The organism is Carnobacterium sp. FSL E2-0243, assembly GCF_038003605.1.
Lineage (GTDB): Bacteria > Bacillota > Bacilli > Lactobacillales > Carnobacteriaceae > Carnobacterium > Carnobacterium maltaromaticum.
This window is the reverse complement of the sequence record NZ_JBBOPM010000001.1, coordinates 769567-788681: the sequence shown is the minus strand read 5'-3', so window position 1 is coordinate 788681 and position 19115 is coordinate 769567. Positions and strand designations below refer to the sequence as shown.

At 33.5% G+C, this 19115-nt stretch carries 17 protein-coding genes, 1 riboswitch and 2 other annotated features; of the genes, 3 read left to right on the top strand and 14 right to left on the bottom strand.

The features are described 5' to 3' along the window. Nucleotides 1-29: 29 nt before the first annotated feature. From MHI00_RS03560 to MHI00_RS03510, 11 genes are all read right to left on the bottom strand, one after another. Nucleotides 30-755, bottom strand: a complete 726-nt coding sequence (locus MHI00_RS03560; protein ID WP_287429326.1) for a GntR family transcriptional regulator, LSA1692 subfamily — start codon at nt 753-755, stop codon at nt 30-32. Between the two features lie 38 nt (nt 756-793). Beyond that, nucleotides 794-1747: a N(4)-(beta-N-acetylglucosaminyl)-L-asparaginase gene (locus MHI00_RS03555; protein WP_229252226.1), complete on the bottom strand. Its 954-nt coding sequence runs from the start codon at nt 1745-1747 to the stop codon at nt 794-796. Between the two features lie 189 nt (nt 1748-1936). Then, on the bottom strand, nt 1937-2125 hold the full coding sequence (locus MHI00_RS03550; protein WP_010051370.1) for a hypothetical protein: 189 nt from the start codon (nt 2123-2125) through the stop codon (nt 1937-1939). A 132-nt stretch (nt 2126-2257) separates the two neighbouring features. Further along, complete coding sequence (locus MHI00_RS03545) at nt 2258-2836, bottom strand: YdeI/OmpD-associated family protein (protein ID WP_010051367.1); 579 nt, start codon at nt 2834-2836, stop codon at nt 2258-2260. A 130-nt stretch (nt 2837-2966) separates the two neighbouring features. After that, nucleotides 2967-4070, bottom strand: coding sequence for a TcaA second domain-containing protein (locus tag MHI00_RS03540; protein ID WP_010051364.1), 1104 nt, complete (start codon nt 4068-4070; stop codon nt 2967-2969). A gap of 74 nt (nt 4071-4144) precedes the next feature. After that, complete coding sequence (locus MHI00_RS03535; RefSeq protein ID WP_010051363.1) at nt 4145-5209, bottom strand: DUF5105 domain-containing protein; 1065 nt, start codon at nt 5207-5209, stop codon at nt 4145-4147. Nucleotides 5210-5474: 265 nt separating this feature from the next. After that, nucleotides 5475-6872 carry a Na+/H+ antiporter NhaC gene (gene nhaC / locus MHI00_RS03530; protein ID WP_341111137.1) on the bottom strand — a complete coding sequence of 466 codons (1398 nt, stop codon included), beginning with the start codon at nt 6870-6872 and terminating at the stop codon, nt 5475-5477. An 87-nt stretch (nt 6873-6959) separates the two neighbouring features. After that, nucleotides 6960-8816, bottom strand: coding sequence for a tyrosine decarboxylase (gene tdc / locus MHI00_RS03525; protein WP_057001283.1), 1857 nt, complete (start codon nt 8814-8816; stop codon nt 6960-6962). A 67-nt stretch (nt 8817-8883) separates the two neighbouring features. Next, nucleotides 8884-10305 (bottom strand): tyrosine-tyramine antiporter, encoded by a 1422-nt coding sequence (gene tyrP / locus MHI00_RS03520; protein ID WP_015077320.1) that lies wholly within the window; start codon nt 10303-10305, stop codon nt 8884-8886. A gap of 828 nt (nt 10306-11133) precedes the next feature. Next, entirely contained in the window at nt 11134-11454 is a 321-nt protein-coding gene (locus tag MHI00_RS03515) for a YerC/YecD family TrpR-related protein (protein ID WP_010051357.1), read from the bottom strand. Nucleotides 11455-11658: 204 nt separating this feature from the next. Next, complete coding sequence (locus tag MHI00_RS03510) at nt 11659-12177, bottom strand: folate family ECF transporter S component (protein WP_010051355.1); 519 nt, start codon at nt 12175-12177, stop codon at nt 11659-11661. Between the two features lie 43 nt (nt 12178-12220). After that, nucleotides 12221-12326: riboswitch (THF riboswitch) on the bottom strand. Between the two features lie 193 nt (nt 12327-12519). Beyond that, nucleotides 12520-12783, top strand: a binding site (T-box leader). 78 nt (nt 12784-12861) lie between these two features. After that, nucleotides 12862-13123, top strand: a binding site (T-box leader). Between the two features lie 68 nt (nt 13124-13191). Between MHI00_RS03510 and MHI00_RS03505 the strand changes: the two genes are divergently transcribed. The 3 genes from MHI00_RS03505 (at nt 13192) to MHI00_RS03495 (ending at nt 15875) form a co-directional block, all read left to right on the top strand. Next, the gene (locus tag MHI00_RS03505) at nt 13192-14268 is read left to right on the top strand and encodes a methionine ABC transporter ATP-binding protein (protein ID WP_010051353.1); all 1077 of its coding nucleotides are present in this window, start codon (nt 13192-13194) and stop codon (nt 14266-14268) included. Nucleotides 14269-14290: 22 nt separating this feature from the next. Beyond that, nucleotides 14291-14971: a methionine ABC transporter permease gene (locus tag MHI00_RS03500; RefSeq protein WP_010051351.1), complete on the top strand. Its 681-nt coding sequence runs from the start codon at nt 14291-14293 to the stop codon at nt 14969-14971. A gap of 61 nt (nt 14972-15032) precedes the next feature. After that, on the top strand, nt 15033-15875 hold the full coding sequence (locus MHI00_RS03495) for a MetQ/NlpA family ABC transporter substrate-binding protein (protein ID WP_187958511.1): 843 nt from the start codon (nt 15033-15035) through the stop codon (nt 15873-15875). Between the two features lie 438 nt (nt 15876-16313). Here MHI00_RS03495 and MHI00_RS03490 read toward each other — a convergent pair whose 3' ends face one another. From MHI00_RS03490 to MHI00_RS03480, 3 genes are read right to left on the bottom strand one after another with little or no spacing between them, the layout of a single operon-like run. Next, nucleotides 16314-17195, bottom strand: coding sequence for an ABC transporter ATP-binding protein (locus MHI00_RS03490; protein ID WP_341111126.1), 882 nt, complete (start codon nt 17193-17195; stop codon nt 16314-16316). 12 nt (nt 17196-17207) lie between these two features. Beyond that, nucleotides 17208-18017, bottom strand: coding sequence for an ABC transporter permease (locus MHI00_RS03485; protein WP_341111125.1), 810 nt, complete (start codon nt 18015-18017; stop codon nt 17208-17210). After that, nucleotides 18001-19080, bottom strand: coding sequence for a hypothetical protein (locus MHI00_RS03480; RefSeq protein WP_341111124.1), 1080 nt, complete (start codon nt 19078-19080; stop codon nt 18001-18003). The genes MHI00_RS03485 and MHI00_RS03480 overlap by 17 nt, the downstream gene beginning before the upstream one ends. Between the last annotated feature and the right edge of the window lie 35 nt (nt 19081-19115).

Sequence of the window (19115 nt, the reverse complement as noted above, 5' to 3'; positions counted from 1 at the left end):
TAAAACTGCGAGGAAATACTTTGACTAACTTACTTAAAACGATGCAATGTATTTTTAAATGTGTATTTATCCGCTCGGTAATAGGATGTATCATGTAATAATGGTTTACCTGTTACGGAATAGGTCACAGAATGAACTAGCAGCATCGGATCTCCAATTGAAACATCTAACAGCTGACTCATGTCTTCATTAACTAAAACGGCTTCTACTTCTTGATGAGAATAGGCAATATCGGCTTCTTTTTCAATTAGGCCAAATAAAGACTGACTAGCTAACTCCTGATTAATAGTTGGCAAATATTTTTCATCAATATACATATCTTCCACTGTCATTGGCTCATCATTGGCTAATCTTAAACGTTTGACATGGTACAATTTATCTCCTTCTGATAATTCTAACGCTTTTAAAATGGAATCTGGTGCTGATTCAACCAACTCAAATTCAATGACATGAGTCTTCGAACTTAACCCATAAGCTTCTGCCGCTTCAGTAAATCCTTGCAACCCACCACGACCACTTTGAATTTTTTGCTGTTGGGTCATAATGTAGGTGCCCTTGCCTTTATACTTAATTAAAATATCCTTTTTAATTAACTCATCTACTGCTTTACGGATTGTTAACCGACTAACCTTAAATTCCTTGGCTAGTTCATATTCGGAAGGCAATTTTTGCGCTGCACTGTACGTTTCATTTTGAATTCGTTCATGTAATTGTTCTGCTACCTCTATATAAATACCTTGCTTGTTGGTTTCCATTTTGTTGCACCATTCCTTTGCTTAATCCTTACTTTACTTTAGTCTACAGGCTTTTTAATTCGCGCTTCATAGGCATCTAACCAGGCTTTATCTGCAACTTCGATTCTCGTCGTTTTATTTTCGGCAGGATATGCTAAATAAATTTCTGCAGCTTCCTTTTCAGTTGCGACTGCAAAAGAAAATTCAACATTCGTTGCGACTCCCCATTCACCGTTCTTATTCATACAGACTAATGAAAATGCTCCGGCTTTCCCTTTCCGCTTTTCTAGTAAATCAGAAAAACCATAAACCACTTGATCTGCAGCAGCTTGAGGATGCATACCAGTTCCCATTAAGCGGACAATTTCGTAGCTTAAACACCCTTTCATTAAATCTTCTCCTAAACCTGTAGCCGTTGCACCACCAATTTCACTATCGACATAAAAGCCAGAACCAGATAATGGTGAATCCCCAACACGTCCACTTTTTTTCATAAATAGACCACTACTAGAAGTTCCTGCTACCATTTTTTTATTTAAATCTAAGGCAACTGCACCAACTGTATCGTGACCATCATAAGGACTTAAATTATGCTTTTGGATTTCTTCCAAACGCAATTCCCATAAACGCTTAGCACGTGCTGTTACCATATTTCGACAATCGAAACCTGCTTGCTTAGCAAATTTTGTTGCCCCTGCACCTACTAAAAAGGAATTGAATCGTTCATGACTCAAAGCTTCAGCTACTGCAATTGGATTCTTCACATCTTGAATACCAGCAACTGCTCCAATATCAAATGTATCTCCATCCATATAAGCAGCATCCATCTCAAGAATACATTCTTCATTAGGTAAGCCTCCATACCCCACCGATTTATAAAACGGGTAATCTTCAACTTTTTTAATCGCCTCAACCAAAGCAGTGCCTGCGCCTTCACCGTTTTTTAACGCTTCTGTCATTGATGCAACACCATCATAAGCCATACGCCATGTAGCAATCATTCCATATGTCATTTTATTGTCACTCCTTAAGATAAGTTTTTCTATCTATTCTCCATTGGATAAAACGCTTTCTTTTCTTTTTATTATATACTAGTATATACCATTTTGTATATACTGTTTTTTATTTTTATTGAAATAATAAAAAAGCAACTAGAAGACTTCTCCCAGTTGCTACAATTTTACCCGTATTTAATTTATTCTTTATCTAGCTTTTAAAATTTCTGCTTCGTTACTGCCTTTATCCATTTGTAAAATATCTAGCCCACAATCCTCATATGGACACTCGCGATACTCCAATTCAGCTGCGGTTCGATCTGGAATAAAGACAACCTCTACTGGTCTTTCACAGTAAGGACATTCTTGTTTACCTTGGATATTTTTAGTTAACATACATCAACTTCCTTTCTTGCGTACTTTTAGTATCAAGCCGTTTAATAGTGGAAGTTTTATTTTAACATAATCTAATTGAGCAAGGGGTATCTAGTTGATAAATTTGAAATTTCTTAATGATTTCACGTATTATTATTCAATAGAATCTTCAATCAATCGGCCATTATCATGCCATGCCCCGTATTGTTTGTTGGCTTTTGTCTGTTCAATTAATTTGGCTAAGCGGCTTTCAAATAATACAGCATCTTTCTTATTCGTTTGTATTGTATCGATACGAATTCTTCTATACAAGTCTGGAAACGCCATAAAATTCTCATAAATTTGCTGATCTTCTTTTAACTTTTCTTCTATGACTGAATCAATTTTAAAAGGTTGATAAATATCGCTTGGTAGAATTTTCCGACCTTCGTCTGTCATTAAACCTAACTTCTCCAAACGACGAACACGCTCCTTATTTAGCTCTGTCCAAGGACTTTTTTTAGCTCTTGGGGATAAACGTTGCGCTGTTTGTGTTTCAGATAATTTCTTTTTCACGCCATCAATCCAACCAAAACATAAGGCTTCTTCAACTACATCCAGATAGAGCAATGTATCTAATTTTGGCTTAATAGTCACAATGACCCAGCAATATTTTTCAGTTGTACTATTAGCTAGTAGCCACTCTCGTAACTCTTCTCTTTTTTTAAAAGTGAGTAACTTGTCTATTTCCATTTTTAGCGGCCTCTTTTCATAGGAATTCTTATTCTTAAAATTTAACTTCCTCTATTTTAGCATTAGTTTATTCTCCTAGTAAAGTTGGCCAATTGAAGCAACATATTCATTAAACACATTTCATTTTTTCTTAAAGCGAATTCAGCTGTTCTCCTTCACCTTTCCAGGTATAGACTTTAGGTTTTGGTGATGCTATTTCGGTACTATTTTTCCATTCTGTACTCTTTCCAAAACCTTCATCACGGCTATCAACTTCCCATTTTCTACCTTTTTTATTATAAATTAAGTGGTATTCGTAGACTTTACTCTCTTCTAATTCCATTTTATTTCCTGGGAGTAAAGATGACTCAATGTATGAATTTGAATCTAAAAATACCATTACGTTTAACGTCCATTGATTATTTTTCTGACTCAGTTTAATTGAGTCATTATTTACTGTTATGCCCTTATATTCATAGTAAAGTGATTCAATCAAAGGGCGTATCTCCATTAGATCCGCTGATAAATCTTTTAAGGCCTTATTCTCAGCATCTACGAAACCACCACCCATAAAAGCTGCATATTCGTCTGAAAATAGATCAATCACCGTTGCTAAGTTTTCAGTAAACTGTTTATCCTTTTCAGCTGATTTTGCTAAATAAGTTTCTAAATTTTTATTTTTATCCCAAACAACCACTTTGTCGTAATTCGTTTCTATTTTTGGCATATCCGATAGCAACTCTATTTTAAAGTCATACATTCCTGGAAAAATCGGACCGTATTGTTTTTTTTGTTTATTGTATGGAATTGTTTTATTTTCTTGATTCTTAATTATAACATTAGTCGCATCCGTACTTACAGTAAGATAGTTAGGTCTGACTTTTAATCGGTAGTTGGGGAAAATTAACCATTTTCTTCCCTTAGAAATAATCTCAAAAGTTTTCGCTGTCTGTTCTTCCTGTTGCTTTTCTACAGCTTGTTCTTTTAAATCGGCAAAAAAAGACTCTTTAATTTTATTATCTGATTTCAAATAGCTATTTAATGACTTTATTTCATCTTTGCTAACTTTTACTTCCTCTGTTCCGACTACTATTGATTTTTGTAAACTTGAGATATTTTTTTCATGAACCATTTTTTCTAAATTTGTAACAAATTTTTCCTTATTCGTTAAAGAAAACCCAATTCCAATGCTTATACCAATAATTACGACACCAACAAATGCAGCAATTCTTTTATTTCTAACTGTTAATTTCATTTGGTTAAACTCCTTTTAATTCTTAATACTCAAAAATAGCTCCCTACTTTAGCAGTAAGGAGCTATCATTATTTCTATTCTACTCCCCCAATGAAGGCTCTTAACAGGTATTCGTTTGATCCATCCATATTGGATTTCAAATTCACGTCCCACTTGTCATCTTTTTTAGTTAAAACGACTTTCAACTCATTTCTTGGCTCGCCAAGATCTGCCTTTTCAAGAACTTCAGTGTATTTTGTCAAAGCATATTGTTCTGCTTTTTCAGAATCATACTCATCTGATTGATCAAGGTATTCTTCTTTATACTCACTGAAAATGTCGCTAATTTCTTCATTAGATAAACCTTTCATTGTTACTTCTACCATTGCTTTCTTACCAACATTTCCGATAACTTTCGTTTCATAGGTTGCTCTTTTTGCTTCTATTTCTTGGAAATTTTTAAAGAAAGTTGTTAATTCTTCATCAGTTGGTTTGTAATTATAGACAAGGTAGTCTTTAAAGTTTTTCGTAAAAGCTTTTTTCACAGCTTCTTTAGCTACTTCACTATCTGTAGAAATATACTTATCATAATCAGGATTTTCTTTACTCAACAAAACAACATCAATATAAGCGTCTAATGCTTTCTTTGGTTCATCAAGATTTTTCTTTGTTTTTTCATATTTACTTAAATCAACTGCTACTTCAACATCGTTTTTACTATCTTCAGAAATTGAAGACGGTGCATAGCTTAACGTATATTCTTTGTCTGAGTCAATATTAAATAAAACTGTTCCAGTTAAACTTTTTCCGGAAGAAAGTTTTCCACCTTCAAAATCTTCGATCCCTGTTCGATAACTTGTATCAGGAGATATTTTTCCATCTTCACCTTTTTCAAATAATGAAAAACTATCAGGTGTTACATACATTTGCTCTTTTCCGGTATTTTTAACTTTTACATCAAACGCAATATAAGTATCTGATCCACCTTCCCCATCTTCAGAAAAAGGGATAACATATTCTCCATTTTCAATACTCATTTCTGCAATTTTACTTTTAGAAACTTCTGCTTTTTTCTCTTTATTACTAGATGTATCTCCACCGCATCCAGCAACAACGATTGCTAACAACGCTACCAAAACTAATAACACATTTTTTTTCATTTGACATCTCCTAAAAATTATTTATTAAATTGCTTACATAATTACTTTAGCATACGACAGTTATCATATCAAGCGTTTTATAACTTGTTATATATTAAAAAACTAAAATTTGATTTTTTAAAATTCAAAAAAATAAGTAAAAAAATAATTTTAATTAAGAATTTTTGAATTCTATCCAAACTTCCCCAACTAATTATTAACTAAAAAAAGCTTGTCTGTAGCTACTTTTTGAAACTAGTAGCTACAGACAAGCATATAAACATTATTAATGCTCTTTCGTTTTCATAAATCCTGCACCAATCGTAATCAACGGAACTAAATAACAAAAGAAGGCAAATGGCAAATAACTGAGTGTTGATATACCCAATGTTCCAGCAATAAAGACACCACTAACACCCCAAGGTATTAAGGGGTTAAATGTTGCACCTGCATCTGATAATGTTCTAGATAAATATTTATCAGGTAAAGAAATTTTACGATAGTTTTCTTTGTAGGCTTTACCAGGTAATATAATTGAGAGATACTGCTCTCCAATCAATAAATTTATTCCAATAGAACTTAAGGCTGTCATTAAAATCAAACGACTTTTAGTCTTCATTAGCTCTTCAACTTGGGCTAAAATAGTTTCAATAATGTTTAGTTTCACTAATAAACCACCTAGAGATAAGGCTAATAGAATTAAAGAAACGGACCACATCATGCTTTGCATGCCACCACGAGTCAATAATAAATCAACGTTAGCAACACCTGTTTTAGAAATATACCCATCTTGAATCCAACTTCCAATAGATGCTAAAGATGTCGTTGGATGGTAAAGATAACGAACTAGAATTGAAAGTACAATACTCGTCAAAAGTGTAGGTATAGCTGGGATTTTGCGCCAGGCAGCAAAAAATAATACGACTACCGGTAATAGTGTCACAGGTGAAATCGTATAAAATTCATGAAGTGTTTGGCTGATTGTTTCTATGCCATCCCCCGCTACAGTTTGTGTGGCGCGAAAACTCAGAAATGTATAGCCCAGCAAGGAAAGAAATGCCGCTGGTATGACTGTCCAAAATTCATGTTTAATGTGCTGAAATAAATCAACTTCGGCAATTGCGGCTGAAAGATTGGCCGTATCAGAAAGTGGTGAAATACTATTTCCTAAAAATGCTCCTGATACAATCGCACCTGTTGTAATGGCTGGATTGAGGCCCATGATTTGCCCCATTCCCAAAAAAGCAATTCCAACAGTAGAGATGGTTGTAAAGGAACTACCAACTGTTGCTCCAACGATTCCACAAATTAAAAATACTGTAGGCAAAAAAAACTGGACTGATAGCACACTGAATCCATAAACCATAATGGTTGGGATCGTTCCGGCAGCAATCCACACACTAATCAAAGCACCAATTAAAATGAAAATAATAATTGGCACTAAACCTGGTGTGATTCCTTCCTGGATACCTTCTTGAATCGTTTTCCAAGAAACTTTTTTATAGCCAGCAAATAAAAATACAACAGCTAAGGCAAATAACAATGCTACATGGGCTGGTAATTTGAATCCAATAATCAAAGTCCCAATCATAGCTAATAATACAACTAAAAGAAATAAAGCCTCTTTTATCGTTACATCTTTCTTCATTTTTGCGCGCCCTTTCTGCACTTCTCGTTTTAGCATTTTTTAACTCTTAAAAACCAGAAACTGGCTAAATTTTAGTTAAAAATTTAGCCAGCAATAGTTATTCTTCAATTCAATTAACTTTTATTACTCAGCATAAATTGCTTCTAATTTTTTTTGAATAGCTGATTCAATTTTAACTGCATAGTCATCAAAAACTTCTTTATCATTCATATATGGTGACATGCCTGATGCACGTAAAATAGTCACTTTAGTCGCACGATCCCATTCAGATTTTGAGAAACCTAAATTATTTACAAATTCAAATGGGCTATGGCCATATTCTTCAATGGCAAAATCAGTATGTGAAGTGATAAATTCATTGTTGTATAGACCACCTTTTGCGTAAGAAGCATAATCATAAAAGTCATGATTTAGTTTATTCATTTTCACTAAATCAGTATTGCCTTTTTCATTAAATACATAATCAACCATATTGAAATCAGGTTTTGTTAATGCATGTATTTCAATCGTTTTGTCGCCTACTTTAAATTCTTTTCCATCAATAAAGTGATAGAAATGGTACGCTCCTTCAATACTTGCTCCCATTAATTTTCCGTAGCCAGTCACATTTAATGGTAAGACTTTATGAGCAGTCCAGACAGCAGCCGCTGTTGCACCCGCTTTAGAGCCTTCTAGGATATAAGCACCTAATAATGCTGGGATATCCGCACCTTTTTCAAATACATAGGTTGCAAAATAAGAGATAACATCACGCATGCGAATATCTTTAATCACAACTCCACCTGCTGAATAAGGGATATAGCCCATTTTATGTGGGTCAATTGTAACAGATTCAGCAAAACTAATGGCTTTGAAAGATTCGTATACTTCTCGTGTTAACCAATCATTTTTTTCCATAAAGATATTATTTTTAGCATAGACAGCTTCAATTTGATCCCATTCAATAAATTCATTATTTTCGTCCAAGAAAATTGAACGTCCGTATCCTCCATAGGCAGCATCAACGTGAACATAGAAGTAAATACCTTCTTTAGCTAATTTTTCACGCAAGGCAATCATTTGATCAATACGATCTATTTGTCCTTCTTCTGTTGAACCAACAACACCTACAACACCTAAAATAGGAATTTCTTGTGCTGCTAAATCACGAATTTGTGCTTCTAGTTTATCAATATCCATTCGATATTCACTGTTTACTTCACCAGCAATGACTTGATCCAAGCCAATCCCAATAATATCAGCCGCTTTTAACCATGAGTAATGTTTGGTTTGCGGTACAATCCATTTTCCTAATTTTTCTAAGTTTTTCCCACTGCGAGCTGAGCGAGCTTTTATTTCATCAAATTGATCTTGAAGTTGATCTAAAATGTTTAAAACTTCTTCGGTAGACATATTTAATAGTTCCCAATCAGATTTACCAGCAACCATTTCTGGTGCTACTTCTTGGATAGCGAATGGCAATGATTTCATATTACGGGCATACCAAAGGCCTTCTAAATTGGCAATTGATCCATCTGCCGCAATATGTCCCCATCCGTTTTTATAACTCATTAATGTTGCAAATTCCATTCCTACTTCTTCTTCCATTTGTGAAGTGGCTGGCGAAGATTCGTATGCTACGTTATTCCCATTCCAAAGCATAGCAGTTGAATATGCAATAATGGCAGGCATTAATGTTTCAGAATTCATGTGGCCCCAGAAACGTCCTGCAGAGTGCCATGGCAATGATTCTGTCCGTAAGCGTGATGATAAAACGTTAAAAACACTTCTCATATTATCTGCTGTTGCTTGAAATTCTTTTGAACTGCGATCTTGCGGAGTAATTACTGGTAAATCTTGCGGCATATAGTTTTGTCTCCAACCAACATGTTCATCCACCATTTTATTTAAGATTTCTTTGAATAAATCAACATTTTCACCTTTATCACCAAGAAATAAAGCTTTTAAATTTGTATCGTCTGTATTGAATGTATTTTTCATCATATGTTCCTCCTATATAAAAACTGGCTTTGATAAAACTAGTTTAATTTGCTACTTATTTTTATAACTAATCGTCTAATGTATCTTGTTTTTTCCATTCTGGTTTTTTAAATTTGAAAATCAAGAGTGCAATCCCAATCATAATAACTGTTGCTCCAACTTGATAAATAATGTATCCGACATGACCGCTTTGAGAAATTGAAGATGGCGGAATCAAACTAACTAAGATAGTCACAATTACACTTAAAATAGATAGACCGGAAATAAACCACATCAAACCATTGCCTTTACTGCCTAATCTAAATGGACGTTCTACTTCAGGCATTTTATAACGCAATTTAATTGCTGAAATTGCAATTAATAGATACACAACACAATAAAGAATTGTTGTTGTAATGGTAATGATTAAGAAAGCTGCACTGATATCGGGAATAACTACATAGAGAAATGAAACAAGTGAGATAACTACTGCTTGGATAATCACGAAGCTAATTGGAATCCCTTTTGCAGTACGTTTTTGGAAAAATGGAGGTAAATTGCCTTCATCTGCCACTTTAATCATTGATTTACTTGGTCCTAAAACCCAAGCACTTAATTGAACCAAAACTCCAATCAATATCATTAATGAAATAATGTTATTGAATATTGCTGGAATCCCTAAATCTTGCGTCATAATCACAAAAGGTTGCGTAATGTTTGCTAATTCCATTTTTCCTGCTGGGACACTATCTGCTACACTTAAACCTGCGACTAAATTAAAGACAACCAATAAAAGGACAGAGGCAATCACTGCGATTGGATAGTTCCGTTTTGGATTATCAATATTATTTGCGTGAACAGAAGATATTTCAACACCTGCAAAGATGAAAATAATTCCGGTTAAAGTTGGCAAGCTACCTAAATCGCTTAAATCAGGTAATAACTTACTTGCTTCAAAATGACCTAAATAACTATCTGCATTAATACCATGTTTGGCCATATAAAGAACACCTAAAATAACCAAGGCTAAGAATGGAATATAAACTCCGATAATTGCGCCCCAATCACCTGCGATTTTAACCATATCAAATTTCAAATTTAAGAATGTAATTCCCCAATAAGAAATTAAAATCATCGCAAAGATAAAGATATTATTTGTGCCAAGTTCCGGTTTATTGATCACATACCCAATTAAGACACCGACTGTTGAAGCGACCATAACCATTCCAAAGAACATTTGCACCCAAAGTAACCATGAAGTAACAAATCCCCATTTTTCACCAAGTGCATTGCGAACCCAAACTTGTGGGCCACCTTCTTCAGGCCAACCTGTAGATAACTCAGCTGACATTAAAGCAATTGGTAAAGCAAAGACACACGCTGCTAGTACCATATAGAAGATTTGTGCCCATCCGGTTGAGGCTAATGTTGGAACACTACGAACGGTTCCAAAGAAAGCCATCGTAATTCCAATTAAACCAAATAATGATAATTTTTTAGATTGTTTCATACTATTTTTCTCACTCCTTTTTATTGTTAGGAGTTTTCTGAGGTAATGGACTAATCGATAGCGCTAATGAAAATTCAATTAATCTCTTAATTCAAAGAACTTCTATAGAAAACTTTTCTTTTTTATTCACAAATAAAAAATAATGAAAACTACTTATTTATATATATTTAAATAGGTTTTTTATGCAAAATTACAGCTATTTAAATTCATGAATAAAATGGCTTTTAAAAACTTGAATCGTGAATACATGCGTTAGTTTAGTCCTCTAACCAAAAATTGTCAACAGCGTTAAAAGCCTTTAAATTAGAACTAAATTAGTTTTTACAGCTTTCTTTATCAAGGAGTTCCGTTAAAGCTTTAACTCGTTAACGCGAGAAAGCGTAGACGCGTAAAACAAAAATATTCAACTTATTTTTTTGTATTTTCCGAATTTTTATACATTATATTTTCGTATATTATCCATCATCACTCTCTATAATAGTTACCTAATTCACAATAAAAAAGCTTCATTAAAGACTTGTTAAGTCTTTAATGAAGCTTGGTAGCTACTCTACTAGTTCCTATATCACTATAAGAATTGCCTGACTAACAATTTTTATACATTTTTGTTCTTGTTAGTATTGATAAAGATTATGTAAAAAAAAAGAGTAGTCTTCTTTAATCTTTTTTTTAATGAGTTTTTAGACTAATAAAAATGAGAATTCACGTCTATTTTCTCATCTGAAATCTCATCATTTTTTTATTCTTTTTAATTAAAAAACACGCTTCATTGTTAAATAAAATAACAAAAAGCTGTAACTAGCTTACTCACCAGTTACAGCTTACTATTTATTCTTCTTCATTTTCTGTCAATTTATTAGCTTGTTCAATTCGTTTAAACAACATATCATAAGAATTATTTCCATCAAATAAGGAGCGCTTTACACGAGCAATCGTAGCAGTGCTAGCATGAGTTTCCTTTTCGATTGTTTGATATGTTTTCTTTTCATAAAGCATTTTGGCGACTTGGTAACGTTGGATGATGGTCTTATTTTCATTTAAGGTGAGTAAATCATCAAAAAAAGCAAAACATTCTTCCTTTGATTCCAATGCTAAGATCCCATCAAAAAATTCATCAATCATTTTAGCCTCTATTTTATCTATTTGCAAAATCAAAGCTCCTTCCAAAAACCTATCTAGACTTCTTTCTACTAGCTAACGTCTTGGATGATTATATCAAATTAAGCTCTAAAAGTCATGGTTTTGAGTGAATGAAGATAAAGTTAATTTATTAAAAAAAGCTAAAACAAGTTCGAAATCAACTCATTTTAGCTTTATTTTGGATGTTTATTTTAGTTTGATTTTTCTTTTATATTAAAGTACAGGTTGTAAGAAACGCTCTAATACACGACTTTTTACAACTAGATAAATTAAAGCAACACGTAATGGAACTCCGATAATGTTGGAAATTACTCGCCCAGGGAAAATAGCAATAAAGGCTTTATCGTACATCATTGATAACCAGAGGCTATTTAAACCTAAATTGACAATAATTGAAACCAGTAACACAGCTACAATAATGCGCGTCAATGTTTTTGGTTTTTTATAAAGTACAAAACCGTAAATTAAAGCTGTTAAAAAAGTTGATAAAGTAAAGCCTGGGAAAAACATCGCTTTAGGTAATAAAACCATGCCAATAATGTCTGTTGAAACAGCTGTGACTCCAGCAATCCACGGACCGTACATCATTGCAATCATTACACCTGGTAAGAACCCTATTCCGATTCTAAAAAATGGGACTTCAAATGAAAAGACCCTCGTTAAAATAATTTCTAGTGCCATTAATAGCCCTATGATGGTGATTGCACGTGCGTCTAGCTTTGTTTTGTTCATTTTGAAAATCTCCCTTTAAGAGCTTCCAACATAAATAATATTATGCAGCGAATGCAAGAATAAAACCGCAAACTATCCAAAGATAGCTTTTCGTCCAAAAGGCAACATCCCATCCTTCTAGCACTTAACGCTTTATTCCCTACTCTGTTTATTTTTAGATCGCCTTAACGACCTAAAGCCTACTATAGCATATCTTATTTGCTTTTGACTAGCACTATGTTTGCAAGACAAGAAGAAACTGCTTACATTTTTTCTTCTGATTTTTTTATTTTTTTTTGTGTTGACAAACAAGCTAAACCCCTGTATATTTAGTGATAAGTTAGAAACACATGAGAATACAATTAAAACACATTGAAGAGAAGAGTACGTTTTTATAAAACTTATAGAGAGCCCTGTCTGGTGGAAATGGGTAGTCACATGAAAGCGGAAGATGGTCTTGGAGTGGAATAATCGAACGGCTTCGGCTTTTAAATTATTACGGTTGCGCCCGATACAGCGCCACAGTTTAATGGAAGCAATTTTCCACGAACTGTTTAAGGTAGAATTAGTGATGATTCTATAAAAAAAGGTGGTAACACGAAGCATTTAACAGCTCTCGTCCTTTTATCAAATCAAGCATTTGATAGTGGGAGGGCTTTTTATTTTACCTTTAAATCCCCTCTCAATTGAAAATAAAATGAAGACTGAAACGCTATGAAGAGAAAAGTATTGCTAGTAAACGTAATAACAGAGAGCCTGATTGCTGAAAACAGGTTTACGACTACTAACAAGAAAATGGCCTCTGAGCGGGGTACCGAATTGGATTTTTCCATTAGGCTACCATGGGTGCACCCATTAACGTGCTAGGGTATCAGAACTTGGCGGTTCTTGTACTTAATGAGGGATTTCTTGCAAGGGAAATCTAAACAAAGGTGGTAACACGTACGTTCAAACGTTCGTCCTTCTAGTCAAAAGACTAGTTGGCGGACGTTTTTTTGTTACCTAAAAACAAACTTTTTATATAGGAGGAAAAATATGATTACTTTAAAAGACATTGAGGTTACATTTGAAAATAAAGGCCAGAAAGTCGTTGCTGTTGATCAAGTTGATTTACAAGTTGAAAAAGGCGATGTTTTTGGAATTGTTGGTTATAGTGGAGCGGGGAAAAGTACTTTGGTTCGAACCATTAACTTATTGCAACGTCCGACTGCTGGTTCTGTCACTGTTGCGGGACAACATTTGTTGAACTTGAAACCGAAAGAATTAAGAGCTGCCCGCAAAAAAATAGGGATGATTTTCCAACATTTTAACTTAATGGCTTCCCGTACAATTGCCGAAAATGTAGCTTATCCTTTAAAAAATTCTGGGTTATCTAAGAAAGCCATTCGAGATAAGGTTAATCAATTGCTTGAACTAGTTGGTTTAACCGATAAACATCAGGCTTATCCTTCCCAATTATCTGGTGGGCAAAAACAGCGTGTCGCAATTGCCCGTTCATTGGCAAATGACCCTGAAGTTTTATTATGTGATGAAGCTACGAGTGCCTTAGATCCCAAAACAACTCTTTCCATTTTGAAATTACTTAAAGACTTGAATAAAAAATTGGATTTGACGATTGTAATCATCACTCATGAAATGCAAGTCGTTAAAGAAATTTGCAATAAGGTTGCCGTAATGGAAGATGGAAAAGTCATTGAAGCTGGCAGTATCGTTTCTATTTTCACTCAACCTAAAAAAGTATTAACAAAAGATTTTATTAATACTGCAACTCACGTGGATCAAGGCTTAGAAACTATTTTGTCTCACCCAACGATTCTTGATTTGAAAAAGAATGATATCCTAGCAAAAATTTCGTATGTGGGCGCTACAACTAGTGAACCATTAATTGCTCACTTATACAGCCAATTTAGTGTTTCTACGAATATACTTTTCGGAAATGTTGAAATTCTACAAGAAGTACCGATTGGTAATCTAATCGTTGTTTTATCTGGTGAACCTGCCAAGCGCGAGAAAGCCCTAGCTTACTTGGCGTCAAAAGATGTTAAGGTTGATTTGATTCAACACAAACAAAATGTGGTTCCCTACCAAAAAAAAGAAAGCCAAATTAGCTAGCTAAACGGAAAGGATTGATTTTATGTCAAATTTTATTGAAACCTATTTTAAAAATGTTCCACCTTTGCGGGATGAATTTATTGAAAGTACTCTTCAAACTTTATATATGGCTGGTGTTACAGCTTTGATTGCAGGTGTTCTAGGAATTATCCTCGGTGTCATTTTAGTTGTCACAGATCAAGGCGGTATTTTAGAAAACAAGTACCTCTACAGTGTACTTGATAAAATTATCAATATCTTCCGCTCTATTCCCTTTATTATTATGTTAGCAGCGATTGTGCCTTTTACACGCTGGATTGCCCATACTTCAATCGGAACAACTGCAGCGATTGTTCCACTAGTAGTTGGAACAACACCGTTTTTTGCCAGACAAATTCAAAATGCTTTAGTTGAAGTTGACGCTGGGATTATTGAAGCGGCTCAATCAATGGGTTCTAGTCCACTTGGCATCATTTTCCGCGTTTATTTAAAAGAAGGCTTAAACGGCATTATTCGTGCCTCATCCTTAACAATTATCAATTTAATTGGTTTAACTGCCATGGCAGGAGCTGTTGGTGGCGGTGGATTAGGTAACTTAGCTATTTCTAGAGGATATAATCGTTTTAATGATGATGTCACTTTTGTGGCAACATTGATTATCTTAGCAATTGTTTTTATTACACAGGCTATTGGAAATTATTTAATTCGCAAAACCAGTCATTAACATTTATCCAAAGTTACTAAATGATTTGATTAAAAACTAACAAACAAAAGGAGCAATAAAAATGAAAAAAACAAAAAAGGTAATTTTTAGTATTCTATTCGTTCTAAGTATTTTCATTCTGACAGCTTGTGGCGGTAATGCAGCAAAATCTGATGAGAAAAAAGTGGAAGTTGTTAAATTAGGTGTGGTTGGAGATGATACCCGTGTCTGGGATTCAGTTAAAGATCGTCTTAAAAAGGACAATATTGATTTACAAATTGTGAAATTTACTGATTATACTCAACCTAATTCAGCGTTAAATGAAGGCGAGCTTGATTTAAATTCTTTCCAACATCAAATTTTCTTAGATTCTTACAATAAAGATAGTGGGACTGATTTGGTTTCGATTGGTGAGACTGTGATTGCGCCACTAGGCATTTATTCTGAAAAAATTAAGGATGTCAAAGAATTAAAAGAAAATGATATCGTGGCAATTCCAAATGATGTCACTAATGGTGGTCGGGCACTCTTGCTTTTACAAACAGCTGGTTTAATTAAAGTTGATCCTGCTGCTAAACAAACACCCACTGTTAAAGACATTACAGAGAACAAATTAAAGTTAGAAATTAAAGAATTGGATGCAGCCCAAACTGCACGAGCTCTTGCTGACACTACTATTTCCTTAATCAATAGCGGTATGGCTGTGGATGCGGGTCTTATTCCAAATAAAGATGCTATCTTTTTAGAGCCGATTGATGGCACTTCTAAGCCTTATATCAATATTATTGTGGCTAATGCAAAAGATAAAGACAATAAAACGTACAAAAAAATTGTCGAAGCGTATCAATCACCTGAGACCATTAAAGTGATTGAAGAAACATCGAAAGGTTCGTCAATTCCTGTTTGGGAGACGGATTCAAAATAATAAGCTTTGCTGAATTATCTGAAAAGAAACTCTAGTTTATTAAAAAAGGATTATTTAATTTTTGGTGTGGATGAAGAACTTCTTCATTCACATCTATTTTTGTATAAAAGAATAAAAACATATGAATTGTCCTGACAGAATCAAGTCGATTAAAACTACCCTGAAAGGAAAATTCACACGTCTCTTACACTTAGACTTTGTATCCAAACTCTAATCGATTTAAAAGATAAAATACCACGTTTTCAGAAAATCATTTTAAGGAACATGTAATTAAAAGAAGAATAAAATTCATTTAAGTCACATTCACCTATAAACCCTTTTATTTCATACGTTGTGGTTGCTTAATACTCCATCTTCCATTGTTAAAAATGGTTTTCTCATGTCTAAAGTAAATCTGATTGTATAGCAAAAATGGTTTTTACTTTTAATTTTTTATTTCTATTTCAACATCAGATATATACTAGTAATAAACAGTAGCAAAATTATGAACATATACGCACGGGAATACCATTTAAAGGTTGCCTTTTTCTTTAGAAGTAAATCGCTACGTGTAAATCGATTCTTTTCAGATTTTTTTCTAAACATTTCTTTCTCAACGGCATTTAGCTGATTTATCTGACAAATAAAATGTTGAAATTCATCGCAAACTTCCCTTGCTTTTCCCACCCGCATAATTCTTCCTTGATTGATCCAGATAGCTTTATGACATAATTCTCTAACTTGGGATAAGGAATGGCTAACAAATATAATTGTCACACCTTCACTATTCTTCTCTAAAATCTTAGATAAACACTTCTTGTAAAAGGTTTGATCCCCAACAGATAGTGCTTCATCAACAATCAAAATATCAGCGTTTAAATGGATTGCTATACTAAAGCCTAGCTTTGCCTTCATTCCACTAGAATAGGTCTTAATGGGTTGTTTAATAAAATTATCCAACTCTGAAAAACGTATGATTTTAGGAAGTATTTTCTGAATATTTTTCATATCTAATCCATGATACAAACATTTGAGCTTAATATTATCAATGCCAGATAAATTAGGTTTTAATCCCGCATTGATTGCCAATAACGAAGTAGTCCCTTTTCTAGTAATCCTACCATAGCTCGGCCGGGTCACTTCTGCCATTAAATCTGTCAATGTGGATTTTCCAGACCCGTTCAATCCAACTATTCCAACAATTTCACCTTGAGCAATAGAAAAAGAAGCTTGGTCAACTGCCTTTAGGATATTGAATTGTTTTTTTCCAAATAATTGGTGTTTATTTTTTTTTTTTATTATAAAGTGCTTCGTTACTTGTCTAAATTCAATTGCTTTCAAAAGTTTCCTCCACTAAATATAATTACTATAATTGCGTCTATATTTTGTATGAATAAACGCTCCTATTGAGTACAAAACTATAATAAAATTCCAGAAATAAAAATGATTTACCCAATTAATTTCTGCTTTTTGAATGCCGAACATACCTTGTCTAAAGCCTTGTATTATATACATAATTGGGTTAAGTTGCAAAAGCTTATAGAGCAATCTATCTGGACTCAAGTTAAATTGTACAATCACACCTGAAACAAAAATCAATAACCGCGTGGATGAATTTAAAATCAATTGGAAATCTCTGAATAAAATCGTAATCGTTGAGGTTAGTAAATTTAAAGCAAAGATAAATATAAGCATGGAAAACGTGTAATATAGTAGCAGATAAAAATTCATATATAACAAATGATTCGTTAAGAAAGCTACTAAGAATAAGATACTTCCCATAACAATAAAGTTATTCAGATTATTGACTAAAACAACCGTTGGTAATATTGTTGCTGGCATATTGGTTTTAGAAATAATCGATAACTGGCTATAGATGGCATTCGCACCTTGGATGATATTACTACTAATATAAAACCATGGAATTATGCCTGCTAGAAGCCACAAAATATACGGAATATTATTTTCAGATACAGCACCTCTACTTGTCGCAACACCAAAAATCAAATAATAAACAGCAATTTGAATCAACGGATTCAAAAATACCCATAAATTTCCCAATCTATAAGAGCCGAAAATTGCTTTTCGTTCAAATTTAGACAATCTTAAGATGAGCTTCCAGTTAACAAATTGTAAATAGATAACATTAATAGCTGATCTCATCGCTAGCCCTCTTTTTGTTAATCAATTTAACCATTGTATTTCGTAAAAACGGTGAGAAAAAAGTCCCAGTTTGTGAATGATCTGAATAACTTTGAATATCTAAGTTGTAAGGTATCCTTAAAGAGTCACAGTAGTTTAAAAAAGGAACTAGATGCTCTTGATAATGATAGTCTTCATCTCCAATGTGAAAAAACATTTCTGGCTTTTTTCGATTTTCAACCATTCTCGTGTACAGTAGATTGTTATAATAGTCTGCCAATAATGCTTCATTTTCACCATGTAAAAAGTAAAAGACTTCTTGCATATAAACATTTTTTGAAAGACCTTTTAGAAAATCACTAATTCTAATCTGTGGGGCTCCCACAATCGTATGTCCATAATTATATGTTAATGAATAATACAAAGCTGCTGTGCCGCCTTTACTAGACCCTACAGAAACAATATTTTGGCTAGGAACTTCCAACTCATTTGCCTTTGTTGTTATCAAGGCATTTACAGATCGCTCAAACTCCCTATTTCCTTGCTTTCCTAAGTAATAACAGAATTTATTTTGAAATTCATCTAAAATATACAAACGATGTACAGGCAAACCTTCCAAGGTTTTGATATAATTATAAACTGGCTTGCCTCCTTGAAATTCCATTGATGAAATTCCGGAAAAACATACGACTAAAATATCCGATTTAATTGGACTTTCATGAAAAACATAACGAATCGGTAAGTCGTTAAAATAAATATGTTCATTATAAAACCTGGTTTCTAACAGTTCCTTATTTTTCTTATCTACGGCACAAATTTCGGTATTTTTATTAATTAATAAAGTAGTCCTTTTTTTAATAAATACCTGGCATTTATACACACCACTTTCAACAATAGAGTAATCAATTATAAATTTACTTGTTGTAAGCTCCTGGTATGGAAAACGTTGAATAATGCCTTGTTCTTTCCAAATATAATAGGCATAATTATAGCTATGTTCTCTATCCATCTTCTGCAATTCAAAGGACCAAATGATGCTGTCATTCTTGAATTGTTGTGTAACACAAATTAATTCTTCTTTCATTTCATCCCTTCTTTTCTTATGAGATAATTTCGGTT

Bases quoted from the DNA above. Each gene is read 5' to 3' on its own strand.
- MHI00_RS03560 (WP_287429326.1), bottom strand. From the start codon at position 755: ATGGAAACCAACAAGCAAGGTATTTATATAGAGGTAGCAGAACAATTA.
- MHI00_RS03555 (WP_229252226.1), bottom strand. From the start codon at position 1,747: ATGACATATGGAATGATTGCTACATGGCGTATGGCTTATGATGGTGTT.
- MHI00_RS03550 (WP_010051370.1), bottom strand. From the start codon at position 2,125: ATGTTAACTAAAAATATCCAAGGTAAACAAGAATGTCCTTACTGTGAA.
- MHI00_RS03545 (WP_010051367.1), bottom strand. From the start codon at position 2,836: ATGGAAATAGACAAGTTACTCACTTTTAAAAAAAGAGAAGAGTTACGA.
- MHI00_RS03540 (WP_010051364.1), bottom strand. From the start codon at position 4,070: ATGAAATTAACAGTTAGAAATAAAAGAATTGCTGCATTTGTTGGTGTC.
- MHI00_RS03535 (WP_010051363.1), bottom strand. From the start codon at position 5,209: ATGAAAAAAAATGTGTTATTAGTTTTGGTAGCGTTGTTAGCAATCGTT.
- nhaC (WP_341111137.1), bottom strand. From the start codon at position 6,872: ATGCTAAAACGAGAAGTGCAGAAAGGGCGCGCAAAAATGAAGAAAGAT.
- tdc (WP_057001283.1), bottom strand. From the start codon at position 8,816: ATGAAAAATACATTCAATACAGACGATACAAATTTAAAAGCTTTATTT.
- tyrP (WP_015077320.1), bottom strand. From the start codon at position 10,305: ATGAAACAATCTAAAAAATTATCATTATTTGGTTTAATTGGAATTACG.
- MHI00_RS03510 (WP_010051355.1), bottom strand. From the start codon at position 12,177: ATGAACAAAACAAAGCTAGACGCACGTGCAATCACCATCATAGGGCTA.
- MHI00_RS03505 (WP_010051353.1), top strand. From the start codon at position 13,192: ATGATTACTTTAAAAGACATTGAGGTTACATTTGAAAATAAAGGCCAG.
- MHI00_RS03500 (WP_010051351.1), top strand. From the start codon at position 14,291: ATGTCAAATTTTATTGAAACCTATTTTAAAAATGTTCCACCTTTGCGG.
- MHI00_RS03495 (WP_187958511.1), top strand. From the start codon at position 15,033: ATGAAAAAAACAAAAAAGGTAATTTTTAGTATTCTATTCGTTCTAAGT.
- MHI00_RS03485 (WP_341111125.1), bottom strand. From the start codon at position 18,017: ATGAGATCAGCTATTAATGTTATCTATTTACAATTTGTTAACTGGAAG.
- MHI00_RS03480 (WP_341111124.1), bottom strand. From the start codon at position 19,080: ATGAAAGAAGAATTAATTTGTGTTACACAACAATTCAAGAATGACAGC.